General features: G+C 58.0%; 15 protein-coding genes. 10 read left to right on the top strand and 5 right to left on the bottom strand.

Going from position 1 to position 17,826, the window contains the following annotated elements; genetic code table 11:
* Nucleotides 1-34 precede the first annotated feature (34 nt).
* From DK510_RS13205 to DK510_RS13190, 4 genes are all read right to left on the bottom strand, one after another.
* Nucleotides 35-1,624 (bottom strand): proline/glycine betaine ABC transporter permease, encoded by a 1,590-nt coding sequence (locus DK510_RS13205; RefSeq protein WP_109312489.1) that lies wholly within the window; start codon nt 1,622-1,624, stop codon nt 35-37.
* Nucleotides 1,617-2,654, bottom strand: a complete 1,038-nt coding sequence (locus tag DK510_RS13200) for a glycine betaine/L-proline ABC transporter ATP-binding protein (RefSeq protein WP_109312618.1) — start codon at nt 2,652-2,654, stop codon at nt 1,617-1,619. The genes DK510_RS13205 and DK510_RS13200 overlap by 8 nt, the downstream gene beginning before the upstream one ends.
* 78 nt (nt 2,655-2,732) lie before the next feature.
* Nucleotides 2,733-3,683 (bottom strand): glycine betaine ABC transporter substrate-binding protein, encoded by a 951-nt coding sequence (locus tag DK510_RS13195; protein ID WP_109312617.1) that lies wholly within the window; start codon nt 3,681-3,683, stop codon nt 2,733-2,735.
* Nucleotides 3,684-3,939: 256 nt separating this feature from the next.
* Nucleotides 3,940-4,812, bottom strand: coding sequence for a LysR family transcriptional regulator (locus tag DK510_RS13190; protein ID WP_109312488.1), 873 nt, complete (start codon nt 4,810-4,812; stop codon nt 3,940-3,942).
* An 85-nt stretch (nt 4,813-4,897) separates the two neighbouring features.
* Between DK510_RS13190 and DK510_RS13185 the strand changes: the two genes are divergently transcribed.
* The 5 genes from DK510_RS13185 to DK510_RS13165 are packed head-to-tail and all read left to right on the top strand — an operon-like array spanning nt 4,898 to nt 10,667.
* Complete coding sequence (locus tag DK510_RS13185; protein WP_370246297.1) at nt 4,898-6,361, top strand: aldehyde dehydrogenase family protein; 1,464 nt, start codon at nt 4,898-4,900, stop codon at nt 6,359-6,361.
* On the top strand, nt 6,361-7,338 hold the full coding sequence (locus DK510_RS13180) for a membrane dipeptidase (protein WP_109312487.1): 978 nt from the start codon (nt 6,361-6,363) through the stop codon (nt 7,336-7,338). The genes DK510_RS13185 and DK510_RS13180 overlap by 1 nt, the downstream gene beginning before the upstream one ends.
* Nucleotides 7,335-9,020 (top strand): hypothetical protein, encoded by a 1,686-nt coding sequence (locus DK510_RS13175; protein ID WP_109312486.1) that lies wholly within the window; start codon nt 7,335-7,337, stop codon nt 9,018-9,020. The genes DK510_RS13180 and DK510_RS13175 overlap by 4 nt, the downstream gene beginning before the upstream one ends.
* Entirely contained in the window at nt 9,017-9,646 is a 630-nt protein-coding gene (locus DK510_RS13170; RefSeq protein WP_109312485.1) for a DUF3726 domain-containing protein, read from the top strand. Before DK510_RS13175 ends, DK510_RS13170 begins: the two co-directional genes overlap by 4 nt.
* Before the next feature lie 10 nt (nt 9,647-9,656).
* On the top strand, nt 9,657-10,667 hold the full coding sequence (locus DK510_RS13165) for an Ldh family oxidoreductase (RefSeq protein WP_109312484.1): 1,011 nt from the start codon (nt 9,657-9,659) through the stop codon (nt 10,665-10,667).
* A gap of 18 nt (nt 10,668-10,685) precedes the next feature.
* Here the strand turns inward: DK510_RS13165 and DK510_RS13160 are convergent, their stop codons facing one another.
* Nucleotides 10,686-11,714: a LacI family DNA-binding transcriptional regulator gene (locus DK510_RS13160; RefSeq protein WP_109312483.1), complete on the bottom strand. Its 1,029-nt coding sequence runs from the start codon at nt 11,712-11,714 to the stop codon at nt 10,686-10,688.
* Nucleotides 11,715-11,827: 113 nt separating this feature from the next.
* Here DK510_RS13160 and DK510_RS13155 point away from each other — a divergent pair, with 113 nt between their 5' ends.
* Genes DK510_RS13155 through DK510_RS13135 form a run of 5 tightly spaced genes read left to right on the top strand, consistent with a single transcriptional unit; the run spans nt 11,828 to nt 17,765 of the window.
* Nucleotides 11,828-13,339: a tripartite tricarboxylate transporter permease gene (locus tag DK510_RS13155; RefSeq protein WP_109312482.1), complete on the top strand. Its 1,512-nt coding sequence runs from the start codon at nt 11,828-11,830 to the stop codon at nt 13,337-13,339.
* Complete coding sequence (locus DK510_RS13150) at nt 13,336-13,791, top strand: tripartite tricarboxylate transporter TctB family protein (protein ID WP_109312481.1); 456 nt, start codon at nt 13,336-13,338, stop codon at nt 13,789-13,791. Before DK510_RS13155 ends, DK510_RS13150 begins: the two co-directional genes overlap by 4 nt.
* Before the next feature lie 44 nt (nt 13,792-13,835).
* Nucleotides 13,836-14,795, top strand: a complete 960-nt coding sequence (locus tag DK510_RS13145; RefSeq protein ID WP_109312480.1) for a tripartite tricarboxylate transporter substrate binding protein — start codon at nt 13,836-13,838, stop codon at nt 14,793-14,795.
* Nucleotides 14,796-14,850: 55 nt separating this feature from the next.
* Complete coding sequence (locus DK510_RS13140) at nt 14,851-16,272, top strand: aldehyde dehydrogenase family protein (protein ID WP_109312479.1); 1,422 nt, start codon at nt 14,851-14,853, stop codon at nt 16,270-16,272.
* Nucleotides 16,269-17,765: an AMP-binding protein gene (locus DK510_RS13135; protein WP_109312478.1), complete on the top strand. Its 1,497-nt coding sequence runs from the start codon at nt 16,269-16,271 to the stop codon at nt 17,763-17,765. Before DK510_RS13140 ends, DK510_RS13135 begins: the two co-directional genes overlap by 4 nt.
* The last annotated feature ends 61 nt before the right edge of the window (nt 17,766-17,826 follow it).

Below are 17,826 nucleotides of genomic sequence, written 5' to 3'. Positions count from 1 at the left end.
AAACACCCCCGATGTGAACCGGGGGCGTTTGCGTTCAGAGTTTCTCGTCTTCTCGGCGGAAGGCACCTTGAACGATACGGTCCATGACCATGGCCAGGAACAGGATGGCGAACCCACCCAGCAGACCCGGACCTTTGGCAGCGTATTGCAGCGCCTCAAGGATTTCCTTGCCTAGACCTCCACCGCCGATCAGCGAGATAATCACCACCATCGACAAGCACATCAGAATGGTCTGGTTCACGCCGGTCATGATCGACGGCAGAGCAAGCGGGATCTCAACATCCTTGAGCAACTGCCATTTCGAGGCGCCAAAGGCGACGGCAGCCTCTTTGATGCTTTCCGGAACCCCGCGCATCCCCAGCGCGGTCAAGCGAATGACCGGCGGCATACCAAAGATGATCGTCGCCAGAATGCCCGGCGGGTTACCAGTGCCAAAGAAAGCGATGATTGGGATCAGGTAGACAAACGCCGGCAATGTCTGCATCAGGTCCAACACTGGCTCGGCCGCCCGGTAGGCGCGCTTGGATTTGCCGAACCAGATCCCCAGCGGTATGCCAAAAACCACGCACAACAGCACCGCCGCGCCCACCAACGCCACCGTTTCCATTGCAACGTCCCAGTACCCCAGCAGCGCGATATAGGCCAACGAGGACGCGGTGAAGATTGCCACCCTTGGCCCTGCCGCGCGCCACGCGGTCACACAGATCACCAACATCACAACCGGCCACGGGGAACCGATCAATGCCACCGTCAACGCATCCAGAACAGAACGCACACCCGCCACGATACCGTCGAATACATCCCCGCCGGCTGCGGCGGCCGCATCTATCTGCGCCTCCATCCAGCTTGCCAAGTTTGAGAACAACGTTCCGTTGCCTTCCCCCAATATCATCGCGGAGACTTCCTGCTCGGGGAATGCATCTAACAATGGGAGTGAGGCATTGACGGTGAATTTGTACACGATCAGCGGACCAATTGCGGCCACCAAAACAGCACCCAGAACGGTGTTGCGGGTCGAGCGGCCGCTTTCGGTGCTGGCAGGATCTGTCCGCCAATTCGAGTACTGCTTTTCGTACACGCGGTCCGCATAAAAACCTTGCGCAAGCTTGAAAACCAACAACATCAACAGGCCTGTAACCATGATGCCAAACGCCTCAGACTGGGCGGACGCCGCTTTCTCAAAACTGGCATCTGCGGCCTTCTGGATATTCGCCGCCAGCTTGTTGAACCGGTCAATGTCCGCCTTTTCGGTGGCTGCGGTCGCACGTTCCAATAGCTCGTTCGCGCGAATCTGCTGACGTTCGGCCCGTTCGGCCAGATCAGCGCCGGGGTTGCCCCAGGCACCGCGACCGATCTGAACCCACGCGATGATTTCCAGGATCAGGAAAGTCCAGAACATCCCCCAGATCGCGCGGGACGCAGACCAGAATGGTCCCAAAACAGCCGCCCAGATGTTGAAGGTATTGGGAATACCGCTGGTCGCGTCATGGATTTTGTGAAACGCGTTGACGTAGTAGTCGCCGTTTGGCCCGGTAAATTCGTGGATCGAGCGGTCCAGCGCCTCGCGATCGACTTCGATATCCGAGGCGGCCGTGACTTTTACTTCCGTGGTTGCATCAGTCATTTTTGCCCCCCTGAATTCCGCGCAGCAACCGCGGTTTTGTGACCACGCCTACATCAGCGCCAGCATCGGTGATGATGACCGGCAAGTCCGTATTGACGGCAAGGTCAATTAACTGGTCCAAATCCGCCCCTTCATCCGCGCGCGGCGCGCCATCGGCCGGGCCAGAGTAACTTTCGATCGGCTCCATGATTGAATGCGCCTTGACCAGTTTCAGCTTGGAAATGCCCTGCACGAACTCTCGAACATAGTCGTCTGCAGGGTTCATGACGATATCTTCCGGCGTACCGATCTGCACAATAACACCGTCCTTCATAATCGCGATGCGGTGACCTATGCGAATGGCCTCGTCCAGATCGTGCGTGATGAACAGCGTCGTCTTTTTCAATTGCGCCACCAGTGCCTTGAACTGGTCCTGCAATTGCAGGCGGATCAGCGGATCAAGGGCTGAAAACGGCTCATCCATCAGCAGGATCTCGGGGTCCGAGGCCAGCGCGCGGGCAATCCCAACACGTTGCTGCATGCCGCCCGACAATTCTTTGGGCAGGCGGTCTTCGTAGCCTGTCAGGTCTACCAACCCTAATGCGTGATCCGAAACCGCCCAGCGTTTCGATTTCGACACTTTGCGGATTTCCAGCGGGTAGGCGACATTATCGCGAACCGAGCGGTGCGGCATCAGTGCCATGTGCTGAAACACCATCCCGATTTGCATGGCCCGAATGCGACGCAGCTCGGCCTCGGAAATCTTGGAGACATCCTGCCCCAGAATTTCGATCTTTCCGGCGGTCGGTTCGATCAGGCGATTGACGTGTCGTACCAGCGTAGATTTGCCAGAGCCTGACAGGCCCATGATGCAGAAAATCTCGCCCCTTGGCACTTCGAAGGACGCGCCCTGCACGCCAACAACACAATTGAATCTTTCCAGAACTTCAGGCTTTCCGATGCCTTCATTCCGGACGGCTTCCATGGCTTCTTCGGCTTTTGCGCCAAAGATTTTCCAGACATCCGTCAGTTTAACGACTGTTTCGGTCATTTTTGTCCCTTTGGTGCAAAACAGGCCGCCGGGGCTGTCCCGACGGCCTGCCAGAGTTTCAATTCCGGTGGGCGTCAATCAATTTGACATCCAGCCCAGAACGGCATCTTCGTTCGCACCGACCCATTCCTCGGCATAAGCCAAAGGCTCTTGGCCTTCGATCACCAATGCAAAGGTCATCGCCGAAACCGTGTCCGTATCCAGTTTCATGTTGGACAGCATAGTCGCCACTTCCGGATATTCTTCCTCAAGCGACTTTGCGAAGTGCAAATGCAGGTAGGCAAGATCCCAGGCAACGCCGGCTTCGGATTTTTCCAGCCAGTCCGGGTCATCTGTGGGCTGCAGCACGTTCCACTTGGCTGCGTCGTACGCCGGTTCTTCCAAGATCTGCATGTCATGCAGGGCAAACACATAGTGCGGCGTGTAGCAGAACCCAACCCACGGCTCGCCAGCCTTGATTGCATTGTCGAGATTCGCGTAAGCCACTGTCTCGTCAATTTCTGTCAGTTCAAAAACTTGGTCATAACCGTAGGATTTGGCCCTAATTTTTTCGATGTTGGTCGACGCCCATCCCGGCGCACCGATCCATAGCTCACCCTGCCCGTCACCGTTGCTGTCGAACAGCGCGGCGTTGTCGGGATTTGTCAGGTCTTCAATGGACGTAATGCCATGTGCTTCGGCGGTTGCCTTGTCGACGCACATACCCTGAAAGGCTTCAACTCCGTTTGCGTTGAACGTAACCGTACCCTTATCTTTTACGTAGGTATCATGCAGGTTTTGCTGGTTGGGCATCCAAACTTCGGGGTGTACGTGCATGGCACCGGAGTCCATCGCCTCGAACACAATCGGGTTGGTGCCGTTCTGAAGTTCAACCTCAAGACCGAGGTTCTGTTCGATCGCGACCTTCAAAATATGTGCCGTCGCATTTACCGAAGGCCAGTTCGGCACGCCGATCACGATATCAGCAGCAAGGGCGGGTCCAGCGATCACAGCGGATGCGCCTCCCAGTAACGTGGCTAATTTTTTCATTTGTGTCTCCATGTTGGACGTCTGCGGCGCTGTTTTTCTATGCCCGAGGGCCGTGGTGCACCGTGCAAACAAAGTCGGAAAGCCGATGCTTTCCCATTTTTGGGTCAGCCGCACGATGCGCCGACCCGGCAAGAAAAATTGAAACATGGTGACGCGTCACCCATCAAGCGTTACGTCCAAGAAGCACTCAAATTCGATATTATCATAGAAATGTTTCGGCTTTGTCGAAAATTGGCCGTGAATTCGTACTCTGCCATCAGGCAGCGCCCAGTTCCAGAATGTAAGCGACCGCCTCTTCGGTCAGATGCTTGAACCGCGCATGTTCACTGACATAGAGGCAGACCTGGCGCTGATCGGGCAAATCCGCAATTTCGCGAAACGCCGTCGCCTCGGGCATGAAATTGGCGACCGATTGCGGCAACACCGTTACCCAATCCCCGGTCTTGACCATTGTGATAAGGGAATGGGTGTTGTGAACAGTAACATCCGCCTGCGCTTCGGATGCCCGGAACTTGGGCGATTGAATCAGATCGCACAGCGCGTTTCGTATAAACGGAAGTGTCAGGACTTCGTCAATTGTTGGCGTATTTGGCTGTCGTATCAAACGGTGATCAGAGGCGCATACCAGCCCAAACCTGTCTTCGAACAACGGAAGCGACCGAACTCCGTTCAGCGCGTGCTGACCTGAGGCGATGCCAATATCCGCTTTACCCTCAACCAGTGCGTCCAATACCTGCTGAGTATCTGTGTCGCGCAATTCGACTTTTACTCCGGGAAAGCGTTCTGTGACATAGGCCAGAACCTTAGGAAAAATCAGCGCCGCAACCGATGGAACAGACGCGATGCGCAGCAACCCGTGCTCTGCTTTTGCTGCGGCCATGATATCTAAGACGGCCTGATCGAATTGGCGGACTTGTTTCAATGCCACTTCGAAAACCTGTAACCCCAGCGGGGACAACTGGTTTTTGCGCTCTCCCTCAAAGAGCTTTTTACCCAGATGATCCTCAAATTGCTTGAGGGTCATCGAGACCGCCGACTGGGTTCGACCCAACCGGTCGGCCGCCTCGATCAGGTTGCCAGTTTGAGCGACGGTGCAAAAACACCGCAGGGTCTCGATCTTGATCGCCAAGCTTCACCTTTTTTGAAGTTTACTCAATTTATTTGAGTTTGACTGATATCTACTCAAAAAGCCATTCTGCGCCAGACCAATTTTCATGACTCTGGGGCGCATCGTGACAAAACTGAATCTGATTGCTGGCGAATGGCTGGCGGGTGAGACCGAAATTGAAAACCGCAATCCTTCGGATCTGAGCGATCTGGTTGGCATGTTTGCTCAGGCCAGCGCCGATCAGCTTGAGGCTACTTTGGATCAGGCTCGCGTTGCGCAAGCCGAATGGGAAGCTTACCTGCCCGAGCGCAAACAGACTGTCCTGATGAACATCGGCAACGAACTGATGTCACGCGCCGAAGAACTGGGAACTCTGTTGGCCCGCGAAGAGGGCAAGCCGTTGGCCGAGGGCAAAGGCGAGGTTTATCGCGCTGGTCAATTCTTCACCTATTACGCCGCCGAATGCCTGCGCCAGATCGGCGAGAACGCCGACAGCGTACGTCCCGGCGTCGAGATTGACGTACGCCGCGAAGCCGTAGGCGTCGTAGCCATCATCAGCCCGTGGAACTTTCCGACTGCGACCGCGTCATGGAAGATTGCTCCGGCGCTGTGCTATGGCAACGCCGTTGTCTGGAAGCCCGCGAATATCACGCCGGCCTCTGCCGTAGCCCTGACTGAAATCATCGAACGGCAGGACATCCCCAAGGGTCTGTTCAGCCTTGTCATGGGGTCGGGCCGCTCGATCGGTCAGCGTTTGGTTGAAAGCCCCAAGGTCAACGCGATTTCCTTCACCGGTTCCGTTCCGGTTGGCAAAGGCATCGCCGCCGCCGCCATTCAGAACCTGACCAAAGTTCAGATGGAAATGGGATCAAAAAACGCGCTGGCCGTCATGGACGACGCCGATCTGGATCTGGCAGTGACGCTGGCACTGGGCGGAGCCTTTGGCGGAACAGGTCAGAAATGTACCGCGTCCTCGCGGCTTGTGGTTCATGCCGGTGTGCATGATGCGTTTGTCGAAAAGCTTGTGGCAGGTGCCCAGGCGATAAAAGTTGGCCACGCCCTGGAAGAAGGCGTTCAGATAGGGCCGGTCGTCAGCGAACAACAGCTGGGCGAAAACCTCGCCTATGTCGATCTGGGCAAATCCGAAGGCGCAGAACTGGCCTGCGGTGGTCAGCGACTTGAGATGCCGCATGACGGGTTCTACATGTCCCCCGGCGTGTTCCTGAACACCAACAACGATATGCGGATCAACCGCGAAGAGATGTTCGCGCCGCTGACAAGCGTCATCAAAGTCGGCAGCTATGACGAAGCGCTGAGCGTGGTGAACGCAACCAACTTTGGACTGACTTCGGGCATCGTGACGCAAAGCCTTGCGCGCGCGACCCACTTCCGCCGCAACGCGCGCACTGGTGTTGTGACCGTCAACCTGCCCACTGCAGGAACCGATTACCACGTGCCTTTCGGCGGACGCGGCGACAGCTCGTACGGCCCACGCGAGCAGGGCAAGGCAGCGGCGGAGTTCTACACCACGGTCAAAACTGCATACATCAGCGCCGGGACCCCGGTCTGATGCGCATCGACGGGCTGCAATACGCCAACTGGTCGGAGAAAATCTTCCGCCAACTGCGCGAAGGGGGCGTGGACGCGATCCACGTCACCATCTCGTATCACGAGAACTTCCGCGAAACGGTTCTGAACTTTGAAAAGTGGAACCGCTGGTTTGAGCAATTTCCAGACCTGATCATGAAGGGCCGCTGGGCCAGCGATATCGACATCGCCCGGGAAACCGGGCGGACGGCTGTGTTCTTTGGCTTCCAGAACCCCTCGCCCATCGAAGATGATATCGGGCTGGTGGAAATCCTGCACGATCTGGGCGCGCGGTTCATGCAGCTGACCTATAACAACCAGTCTCTTCTGGCGACCGGTTGTTACGAGGCCGAAGACACCGGCATCACCCGTATGGGCAAACAGGTTATCAAAGAGATGAACCGTGTAGGCCTTGTCGTCGACATGAGCCATTCGGCGGATCGCTCGACCATCGAGGCCGCCGAGCTGTCCGAACGTCCCATCGCCATCACCCACGCCAACCCGCACGAATGGTCCCCGGCCCTGCGCAACAAGCGTGATGCGGTGATCCGGGCAGTGACCGAAAACGGTGGGATGCTGGGCTTTTCGGTCTACCCTCATCATCTGAAAGACAAATCCGACTGCACGCTGGAGAGTTTTTGCGAGATGATCGCCCGTACGGCCGAAAAATACGGTGCACAACATCTGGGGATCGGCACCGACTTGTGTCAGGATCAACCCGACAGCATTGTCGAGTGGATGCGCGTTGGTCGCTGGACCAAGGAAATCGACTATGGCGAAGGTTCCGCCAGCAATCCCGGCTTTCCGCCGATGCCCGGCTGGTTCGAGGACAATCGCGACTTTGGCAATATCGAAACCGGGCTGCGCAACGTTGGCATGAACGCCGAAGAAGTCTCGGGCATCATGGGCGGCAACTGGTTCCGCTTTTTCGATCAGAACTTTGGACCAAAAACCGCATGAACCACTTCAGTACTGATATCCCACGACGCGATCCCAAGCAGGTTATGCGCCTGTCGCGGCTGGGGTCGTTGCATCAGTGCAGACTCAGCTTCATGCGGCAACTGACCCGGCGTATGGCGCGTGAGAACTGGGCCTTTACGCGCCCTGTTTTTGAGATCGACGAAAACGGCGTCGGCCACGCTGTCTACACGGCGCAAGGTCCGGATCGCGCCTATTCGCTGGTTGCGTTTGCCCATGACCTGCCGCCCGAACAACGGTCAGACCGGGTGATCGCCGAGGCGTGGGACGCCACTTTCGCATTATTCGATGGCATCCCAACGGAGCAGGACATCCAACGCCTGTCAGAAAACGTTCCTTTGCAAGAGGCAGGGCGCGTAAGCGAAAGTGAGCTGTCACTGTCCCGCGCCAACCGCTCCGTGCGTTTGTGGAAACACGTGGTCGACAGGCTGGCTGCCGGACATCAGCCCGACTTGGAGCAAATCCATAAAGTTGGCTACCTGATGCGGACGACGGCCGTTTACGGATCGGGCAAGTTCGGCGCCGCAGATCGCGAGAAGATAGCGAACCGGCCAGAACTGCACGCACCGTTTCAGGCGGAAATGCTGTCGGTCTACCTGACGCGAACATTTGTCCGCGATCTGGTGCAACATATGGCCCTCGCCAAGGGCGGTATGCAGACGGCGGATCTGGACCCCGAGATTGCGCAGTGGCTGGGCATCGGTAACTCTACCGGCCTTGGCATGGCTCCGTTCATCGTGAACCACCCGGTGCTGTTCAACAATTGGATTATGACGCGCGAGGAAGCTTTGGCACGGGTGCGATCCCTGCAAACAGCGTCTGAGGATGAAGCCCGACACTTTCGTGAAATCTACGATCGCAGCAAACTGTCCATGTCGTGGTGGCGATCAGAACATCCGGTCCAGATTGAGAAGCTTGCGTCGCTGAATGCAGATCTAACAGCCATTTCCGGCTATCTGGACGAAAATGACCTGACGCAGGACCACCCGTGGGACAGGCTGATCCGCTGGTCCGAAACCACACTTGGCGAAGAAGGGCAGGAACTGCTCGCCTCACTTGTTCTGGAACCCTATGGCGATCTGGTGGACGGCCTGACCGGCTGTATGGCTGACGGGAATGCGCAAGCACAGGTTATCAACGGGGGCATGACCGTCGATCAGGTCCGCACCGCGATTCAGGACCGCTTTGGTTGGGCGTTGGATTTGGAATGGTCGGCAGAGGCAAACTGCGCGCGCGCCTGGTACGTATCTGAAGAAAAACTGGAACCACGCTTGGGTGAACGGTTCGAGGAACCAATTGCCGAATACGAACAGCCCCTTGCCCCGGCCAGAGACGCCGCGCTGGCTTTCGCGGACCTTGAGAAATGGCAGGACGACAGGTCGATAGCCGAGTTCCTACTGCGCCATCCTGAACACCGTCACACGATCCGGCGTGCGCAGATCGGCCTTGTCGCGCCATATGGCGAGCTTCGCGACAACACGATCAGCGCTGGGGTCATGCCCATCGATATGCTCCGAGCCAAGTTATCCTTTTTTGGTGCTACGCATTTTGACCCACGCTCGGACCGCTGGGTGCGTATCTGCATGTACGCTGGCGCCCCCTACCCCGAAGATCTGAATGCCAAAACCGCAGATCTGTGGGTTTATCCGGAGCTTTCCCAATGAACGTCTCGCTGAATGAGGTCGAAGCCACCGCAAAGCGTGCGACCCGAGGAGCTGGATATAGCTGGGGACTTGCTGAGGAAGCCGCGAAAGCAACGCGCTGGCTGTGCGCGCACGGGCAAAACGGTACCGGTGCTTTGGCTCAGCTGCTGCAACTTGATTTGGCGGGTACACCAAAGACACACGCCCCGTCCGATCTGAGCGGCGAATGGCAGAGCGAAAACCAGCTGTGCCCATTGGTGACCGGCGCATTATTGTCCGATTGTGCCCACCGCCTGAATTCATCCCCGATAGCAATAAGAAACGTAGCCGTACCCGCACTGCTGCTTCCATTTGCGGCCAATGCCGCACGCTTTCTAGCGACCTGCGTGAGCGTAGATTATGACCACGCACTAGCGGAAACCGACGGTTTTGACTTGTCCCTGGACGCCCCGATCCCGGACCGGGCACATCAGGTATCTGTGCACCTTGGCGGCCAACTTACGGCCCCCGCCCCGCATCGAACACGGGCCGAGCCCGATCCGACCGATTGGGGCATACTAGACCGGTTCGCCCACCGAACATACGCCCCCGCCACCGAGGAATCCCGCCTGCGCGGGGCCGGAGCGGGCTTATCCGACAACGATTGAAGAGGCCCCAATGATTGAAACCCGTACACTGACCCTTGAGCAGATCGAAGATCTCGCCTTTCGTGCGCTTGTCGCCGCAGGAACCGCTGAAGCCAACGCCCGGCCATTGGCCGTTGCGACGGCTGCAACCGAGGCGGATGGGGTTGCCAGCCACGGGCTGGCCTACATCCCGATATATTGCGAGCACGTGCAATGTGGGAAAGTGGACGGAACGGCCCAACCGGAACTGTCGCGCCCGCGCCCCGGCGCAGTGAATGTGGACGCAGCAACCGGCTTTGCCCATTCCGCAATTGATATGGGTTTTGAGGCCCTTATCCCAGCTGCACGCGAACAGGGGATCGCGGCACTGTCGATCCGCAACAGCTATAATTGCGGTGTCCTTGGCTACCATACGTACCGTTTGGCGCAGGCAGGATTGGTGGGTTTGGGGTTCACCAACGCTCCGGCCTCGATCGCGCCTTCGGGCGGTGCGAAACCCGTCGTCGGAACCAACCCTTTCTCGATCGCGGCACCGGGCGCGGACGGCCAGCCTGCCCTACTGATCGACCAAAGCGCCAGCACGATTGCCAAAAGCGAGGTCATGAAACACGCGCGCGAAGGCAAACCGATCCCGGTTGGCTGGGCACTGGACGCAGATGGCAATCCGACCACGGACCCGAATGTTGGCCTGAAGGGGTCGATGGCACCGTCAGGTGGTTACAAGGGTGTGGGTGTTGCCTTACTGACCGAGATCATGGCCGCAGCGTTGACCGGAGCGGCCCTTGGCATTAACGCCTCGCCCTTTTCCGGCACCGCCGGTGGGCCGCCCAAGACCGGGCAGTTCTTCATTGCGATAGACCCGACCGCCACCTCTGGCGATGCGTTTACTTCGGGGATCAGCGAGTTGGTCGGCGCAATCCGCGCACAGAACGGAGCGCATCTGCCCGGCGATGGGCGCGGCGGCAAGCGCAGGGAGGCACAGACCGATGGTGTTGCCGTCAATGCGGCCACGCTGGATAAGATTGAGGCAATCATAGCCTAGCTATTCTGCCTAGGCCTGTCAGGTCGCCAGCGAACGGGTCGTTTGTCTGGCGACACATTCCAAATCACAGCGGATGCTGAAATGCTTTGGGTCATCCGACGTGATGAAATCGGTGAATTTCTCACCGGCCAGTGCTCCGATGTTTTCTGCGGGAATGCGGATGGTTGTAAGGCCGGGTTCGACGTCCGCTGAGCCTTTGAAATCCCCGATACCAATTATCGACAGATCATCGGGAACGCTTAATCCAAGTTTTTGGGCAGCAAACAGCGCCCCCTGCGCAATGACGTCATTGCCGCACAGCAATGCCGTCGGACGTTTCGGCGTCGTCAAAAGGGCCAGGGCCGCCTGCTTTGCCTGAGAAACACTATATGGCGCTTGGGTTTCATGCTCATCTGGTACGGAAACCCCCCGTTCGCCCAACGCATCATGCACAGCGGAAAGGCGGTGTTGCGCGCGGTCGTTCCCCTGAGTTTCGGGAAAGATCAGCCCGATATCACGATGCCCCAGATCTAGCAGGTGTTCGGCCGCCAATCGTCCGGCCAGATGGTTGTCCGCACCCACGCAAGGCAGGGGTGATTCCTCTGAGTGGTTCCAGATTGCCAATGCGGGTATCTTTTGCTGCGTGATTAAGCGGTTGGTGGCATCGGAATGTTCCAACCCGACCAGCGCCACACCGTCCACGCGATGTTCAAGAAACTTGCGAACCATCGCGTATTCCCGATCCAGGTCATACCCATGCGACGCCAGCAACAGGCTAAACCCCTCTTTGTCGATCGAATCCGAAAAGGCCTGAATGACCTCGGAAAAAATGGCGTGGTTGATTGTGGGCACGACAAGGCCAATTGTTCCCGACCGTTTCCCATGCATCGTTTGGGCCGCGCGGTTGCGGATGTATCCCAAGCGCTGCACCGCTTTGTTGATCTTTCTGCGAGTCGCCGGGTTGACCAGATCGGGGTGATTGAAGGTACGTGAAACCGTCGACGGCGACACCTTTGCAGCCTTTGCAACAGCTACAATATCCACCTTACCCTTTTGAAAGTTAGCCATAATTTTACCCTACCCGGTCAAATTTATGAAAACATTTGCAATACTATTTTCATCCCCTAACCTGATTTGTCAACAAAGGTAAAAGTGCGAACGGACGGGTTGGGAGGCCCAGGATGGAATTCATTTACTACTTCGGAGATGTGTTCACGCCGATGTCGTTCCTGCTGCTTTTGGGCGGCACGATCGGAGGGCTGATTCTGGGCGCGACTCCCGGCCTGTCACCAACGATGGCGGTGGCCCTGTTGATCCCGTTCACCTTCCAACTTGAGGCCGCGCAAGGCCTGATCCTGCTGGGGGCGGCCTATACATCGACTGTAGCTGGCGGAGCGGTCAGTGCCATCTTGCTGAAGATCCCTGGCGCTCCGGCGAATATCGCCACCACTCTGGATGGCCACACCATGGCCCAAAAAGGCGAAGGTGCCCGCGCCTTGCAGCTGTCTTTTCTGGCGTCGGCCGTGGGCGGAATCTTTGGCGTTCTGCTGTTGATCTTCCTGACGCCCGTTTTGGCGCAATGGGCGCTTGCCTTTGGACCATCGCACCTGTTTTGGCTGGCCATTCTAGGCGTGACGGTCATTGGCACGCTGGACTCGGCCTCAGTGGTCAAGGGTTTGCTTTCGGGCTGTATTGGGTTGTGGCTGGCGACCATCGGGTTCGACGACATCATGGGTGCACAACGCTTTATCTTTCACCCCGCACTGGGCGGCGGCATCAACATCATCGCCGCGTTGATTGGTTTGTTTGCGATACCTCAGGTGTTGACCATGTTTGCCAAAGGGCGGCACAACACAGGCGCCGAAGTGATCGAAGTGCAACGCCACTCGATCCTGGCGGCGTTCAGGGAACTGTTCAGCCGCACCCGAGCGCTGAGCATCGGAACGCTGACAGGTTCGATCATCGGCCTGATCCCTGGCGTCGGTGGACAGATCGCGGGCCTTGTCGCTTATGACCAGACCAAGAAGTTTTCGTCCGAAAAGGACAAATTCGGCACGGGACATTCCGAGGGCGTGATTGCCGCGGAGTCTGCCAACAACGCGATGGTTGGACCCTCGCTTGTTCCACTGCTGACGCTGTCCATCCCCGGCAGCCCGACCGCCGCTGTGCTGTTGGGCGGGTTGCTGATCCACGGGATTTTCCCGGGATCGGATTTGTTCGATAACCATCCGGACGTGGCGTGGACCTTCATCAACTCGATGCTGATCGGGCAGGTGCTGATGTGTATCTTCGGCCTCTATGTCGCGGGTCTCGCCGCACGCGTCGCACAGGTTCCGCAATCGGTTATGGCCGCCATCGTTCTGGCCCTTTCGGTCTTTGGCGCATACTCGGTTCAGGGTTCGATGGGCGACGTCTACGTGATGGCGTGCCTCGGCATCGGCATGTTCTTTTTGGAACGCTTTGGTTTCTCGGCTGCACCGTTGGTACTGGGCCTGATCCTCGGACCAATCGCCGAGGCCAACTTCATCCAGGGTGGAATGATCGCTGACGCGACCGTCGGCAAGGCTTCGTACTTCATGACCGGTGGATTGAACCTGTTCCTGATCGCAGTGGTACTGGCCTCGATCGCCTATTCGGTTTGGATGGAACTGCGCAGCCACCGCTACACAACCAAAGAGGAGGCGCAGGCATGAACCGCTCACAGCACGTATTCGGATCAGGTCTGGTCTTTGCAGTTGGCCTGTGGGTCGCATGGGTCAGTTACACGCAACAACCCGCCGAGGCATTTCTGTTCCCACGCCTGATCGCAACGGTCTTTGTGGTTCTGGCCGGATGGACATTTGGCAAAGCGGTTATGGGTCTGTCCAAGGTCGGAAACGGCGTGACGCGGACGATGTTCCTGAACATGCTGCCGGGTCTGATCATCACGCTGATCTACGTATTTTGGGCGGCGAAGACGCTGGGGTTCTACACCGCAACAACCATCGCCTTTTTTACCCTTTTGTCGATCTACGACCCCGCCCCCCATTCCGAGGTCAAAACCTGGATCAAACGCGGGATCATCACGGCGGTCTTTGTGGCCGTGATGTACGGGCTCTTTGCCATGCTTTTGAACGTCTACACACCAAGAGAAATTCTGTTCTGAACACGCAAATGCGCGGATGAACCAACTTAGGGAGGAAACGCAAAATGAAACGATTGATTGCAGGGGCAGCAATGGCTCTGACGGGCCTGACAGGCGCGGCAATGGCCGAGGAGTACCCGGAACGGCCGATCATGATGATGGTCAGTTACGGAGCCGGAGGCGCGACCGATTTTCAGGCACGGATCGTCACCATGACCTCGGGCAACGAGGATGCGCTGGGGATGCCCATCGCCATCATCAACAAGCCTGGTGCCGGTGGGCGCGTTGGCTGGAACTGGTTCGCAACTCAGGCCGATCCAGATGGCTATACGCTGGGTGCGTACAACGTTCCTCATTTCATCGCCCAGTCGATCAAGGGTGGCGTCGAATATTCGACCGACAGCTTTGAACCCATCGCGAACTGGGGCGCAGACCCGGCCGTGTTCGTGGTTGGCGCCGACAGTGAGTTCAACTCGATGGATGATGTTGTCGCCTATGCCAAGGAAAACCCGGGCAAGCTGACGGTATCTGGCGCGGGCCTTTTTGTGGGCCACCACATCGCGGCGTTGCAGATCGACAAGGCAGCCGGGACCAAGATGGCCTACATCCCGACCAAAGGTGGCGGAGCAGCAGCCATGAAGGCCGTCATCGCTGGTGAAGTCATGGGCGGCATCAACAACCTGTCCGATGCGTTCCGTGCGCAAGAGGCGGGCAATGTGAAGATTCTCGGCGTCGCTGATCTTGAACGCAACGCGTTCCTGCCGGATGTTCCGACGATGCTGGAACAGGGGTTGGACGTGGACAACTCCTCGGTCAATTTCAGGGGTGTAATGGTGCCCAAGGGAACGCCTCCTGAGGTGATTGAAAAATTGGCCGCGACCGTGCCCGAGATGTTCGCCAATTCTCGTGTTTCCAAGAAGATGGAAGCGGGTGGCTCGCCCATGCACATCATGACACGTGACGAAGTGATCGAGATGTGGGCGCAGCGCCAGCAGACGCTGAACGAATTGCTGGCTGGTCTTTAACCGACCCAAATCGGGGCGGGTAGAACCCGTCCCGGACAACCAATCGAGGACCAAAATGAACGCTCCAAACGACATAGCCCCCGAAATCGCCGAAGTGGACCGGATCGTGGCACATGCGCGCAAGGCTCAGGCTGCCTATGAGGCTAAAGGCAGTCAGGCGCTCTATGACAAGGCGGCGCTGGCGGCAGGCTGGGCGATCATGGAACCCGCGCGCAATCAGGCGCTGGCAGAACTGGCGGTTGAAACCACCGGGCTGGGCAATGTCCCCGATAAGATCACCAAAAACCACCGCAAAACTCTGGGTCTTCTGCGCGACATTGCCGAGGCAAAGACATATGGGGTCATCAGCGACGATCCTGAAACAGGCATCACGGAAATCGCCCGTGCGATCGGCGTCGTAGGCGCGGTCGTTCCCTCAACCAATCCGGCCGCTACACCGGCCAACAACATCATTAATGCTCTCAAGGGTGGCAATGCTATCGTCGTCGCCCCCTCGCCCAAGGGCGTCGCATCCTGTGAGATGCTGCTAAGTTTCATCCACACCGAGTTTGACAAGCTGGGGCTGGATCGGAACCTGGTCCAGATGATCCCCGCACCGGGATCAAAGGCCAAAACACAACGGCTGATGGAGACCTCGGATCGGGTGATCTGCACCGGCAGTCAGAACAACGTCCACCGGGCCCAGTCCTGCGGCACACCGGCCGTCGCGGTCGGCGCGGGCAATGTCATCGTGATTGTCGATGAAACCGCCGATCTGTCGGCGGCCGCGGCCAAGATCACAGCGTCAAAGTGTTTTGATAATGCGACTTCGTGCTCGTCCGAGAACGCGGTTGTGGTGGTGGACGCAGTCTATGACGACTTCGTCGCAGCAATGGCGGCCGAAGGCGGTGCGCTGGTCCCTGCTTCCGATGCCGCAGGGATCATTGCACGTCTCTGGCCGGACGGGCACCTCAACCGATCGGCGATCGCTCAGGATGCCGGCAAGATGCTTGATGCGTTGGGGATGGCAGACAAAGCACCCGACGGCACGAAGTTTCTGGCAGTAGAGACCGATGGGATCGGTCCCGATCATCCTCTGTCTGGGGAGAAGCTGAGCCGCGTTTTGGCGCTGTACCGGGCGTCGGACTATGCGGCTGCCAAGGCCACTGCAGCGCGTGTCCTAGCCCATCAGGGGGCCGGACATTCGGTTGGCATTCACACCAGCGACGACGCGCGCGCTGTTGAGTTGGGCCGAGAGTTACCCACCTGCCGGGTTATCGTGAACCAGGCGCATACCTTTGCAACAGGCGGCAGCTTTAACAACGGAATGCCCTTTTCCCTGTCCATGGGATGCGGCAGCTGGGGCGGAAACTCTATCGATACGAACCTGCATTGGCGACACTTCGTCCAGACCACCAAAATTGTGCGTGAAATAGCCCCACGCGAACCCGCGCTCGAGGACGTATTCGGCGCGTATTGGAGGGAGGCTGGCCAATGATGGAACCGCCCATAGGAACGGTCCGCGATTGGCTGGACCTAAGAGCCGATCAGGGCGGAACCGGGTTTGTTTTTCCCGATGGCGCACAGGATTTGAGCTGGGCTGAATTGCGCGGTTCGGCCAAAAACGTCGCAGGCATGCTAACCCGCCTTGGGGCGCAAAAAGGCGAAAGCGTCGCCCTTATCTATCCTAATTGCCGCGAGGCGCTTGTCACCTTGTTCGGCGTTCTCTATGGCGGATTCCGGGCAACAATGATCAATCTCGTCGCTGGCGACAGTGCCGTGGCTTATGCCCTTGAACACAGCGGCGCGCGCTTTGCCTTCGTGCACCCGGATCAAGCCGAGTTGTTCGGCCGAACTGCCGACCCTGCCGTGACCACACCTTTGCAGATCGTCGATGCTGGTGACGCAGATAACGAGCTTTATGACCTGACGCCCGATGATCATGCCCTTCTCATGTACACCTCAGGCACAACCGGCAGACCAAAGGGCGTTGTTCATACCCATTCCAGCCTTTTGGCAGGCGGCTGGACCACCGCCGTCGCACATGAACTGACCGACACGGATCGCGGTTTCTGTGTCCTGCCGATCTATCACATTAACGGTCTTTGCGTGACCGTGATGGGAACGCTCGTCTCGGGCGGGTCACTGGCTATGTGCGAACGGTTTTCGGCCAGCCGGTTCTGGGACAATCTTGGAAAAACTGAGGCAACTTGGTTTTCGGTAGTCCCGACCATCATCTCTCATCTGCTGCAATCCGACACCAACCCGGACAGCCAAACCCGTCAGCGGTTGCGGTTCGGGCGCTCTGCCTCATCCGCGCTGGCACCGGACGTACAACGGGCTTTCGAAGAACGGTTCGACGTTCCCATCGTCGAAACCATGGGCCTCACCGAAACCGCCGCGCAGATCCTTTCGAACCCACTTCCGCCAGGTGTGCGCAAGATCGGCTCACCAGGTGTTGCCTATGGAAACGACGCCGCGATCCGGGATGCGAACCAACAGCCCGTCCCACACGGAACCGAGGGTGAGCTGGTCATACGCGGACCAAATGTGATGCTTGAATACCTTAAGGATCCGGATGCGACCGCAGGCACGTTTACTGCCGATGGATGGCTTCGCACCGGCGATCTGGCGCGCATGGATGAGGATGGATACGTCTATGTCACGGGCCGCTTGAAAGAGCTGATCATCAAGGGCGGCGAGAACATCGCCCCACGTGAAATCGACGAGGCGCTTTATTCCCACCCCGACGTTGTCGAAGCCGCAGCCTTTGCACGCCCCTGCCGCAGCTATGGCGAAACCGTCGAGGCCGCTGTCAAAATCCGGGAAGGGTCCGAACTGACCTCGCTGACTCTTTTAGAAATTTGTGAGACCAAGCTGGGTCGGTTCAAATCCCCTGACGAGGTTCACATTCTGCGCGATCTGCCAAAGGGGCCATCGGGTAAGATTCAGCGCAACCGGATACTCGAAATCGTTGACGATCAGGGCTGAGTACCAGCAGGACTATTCCCGCTGGCGCGCAGCCGGGGCCGACCCGGTGCATTGAACGACG

Origin of the sequence: Ruegeria sp. AU67 (assembly GCF_900312795.1) — a bacterium.
In the GTDB taxonomy this organism is placed as follows: domain Bacteria; phylum Pseudomonadota; class Alphaproteobacteria; order Rhodobacterales; family Rhodobacteraceae; genus Ruegeria; species Ruegeria atlantica.
Note: the sequence above shows the minus strand (reverse complement) of the source record. Positions and strands in the feature narration are given on the sequence as shown.

Excerpts from the sequence above, each read along its gene's own strand:
- DK510_RS13205 (WP_109312489.1), bottom strand. The coding sequence starts at position 1,624 with ATGACTGATGCAACCACGGAAGTAAAAGTCACGGCCGCCTCGGATATC.
- DK510_RS13200 (WP_109312618.1), bottom strand. The coding sequence starts at position 2,654 with ATGACCGAAACAGTCGTTAAACTGACGGATGTCTGGAAAATCTTTGGC.
- DK510_RS13195 (WP_109312617.1), bottom strand. The coding sequence starts at position 3,683 with ATGAAAAAATTAGCCACGTTACTGGGAGGCGCATCCGCTGTGATCGCT.
- DK510_RS13185 (WP_370246297.1), top strand. The coding sequence starts at position 4,898 with ATGACTCTGGGGCGCATCGTGACAAAACTGAATCTGATTGCTGGCGAA.
- DK510_RS13180 (WP_109312487.1), top strand. The coding sequence starts at position 6,361 with ATGCGCATCGACGGGCTGCAATACGCCAACTGGTCGGAGAAAATCTTC.
- DK510_RS13175 (WP_109312486.1), top strand. The coding sequence starts at position 7,335 with ATGAACCACTTCAGTACTGATATCCCACGACGCGATCCCAAGCAGGTT.
- DK510_RS13170 (WP_109312485.1), top strand. The coding sequence starts at position 9,017 with ATGAACGTCTCGCTGAATGAGGTCGAAGCCACCGCAAAGCGTGCGACC.
- DK510_RS13165 (WP_109312484.1), top strand. The coding sequence starts at position 9,657 with ATGATTGAAACCCGTACACTGACCCTTGAGCAGATCGAAGATCTCGCC.
- DK510_RS13160 (WP_109312483.1), bottom strand. The coding sequence starts at position 11,714 with ATGGCTAACTTTCAAAAGGGTAAGGTGGATATTGTAGCTGTTGCAAAG.
- DK510_RS13155 (WP_109312482.1), top strand. The coding sequence starts at position 11,828 with ATGGAATTCATTTACTACTTCGGAGATGTGTTCACGCCGATGTCGTTC.
- DK510_RS13150 (WP_109312481.1), top strand. The coding sequence starts at position 13,336 with ATGAACCGCTCACAGCACGTATTCGGATCAGGTCTGGTCTTTGCAGTT.
- DK510_RS13145 (WP_109312480.1), top strand. The coding sequence starts at position 13,836 with ATGAAACGATTGATTGCAGGGGCAGCAATGGCTCTGACGGGCCTGACA.
- DK510_RS13140 (WP_109312479.1), top strand. The coding sequence starts at position 14,851 with ATGAACGCTCCAAACGACATAGCCCCCGAAATCGCCGAAGTGGACCGG.
- DK510_RS13135 (WP_109312478.1), top strand. The coding sequence starts at position 16,269 with ATGATGGAACCGCCCATAGGAACGGTCCGCGATTGGCTGGACCTAAGA.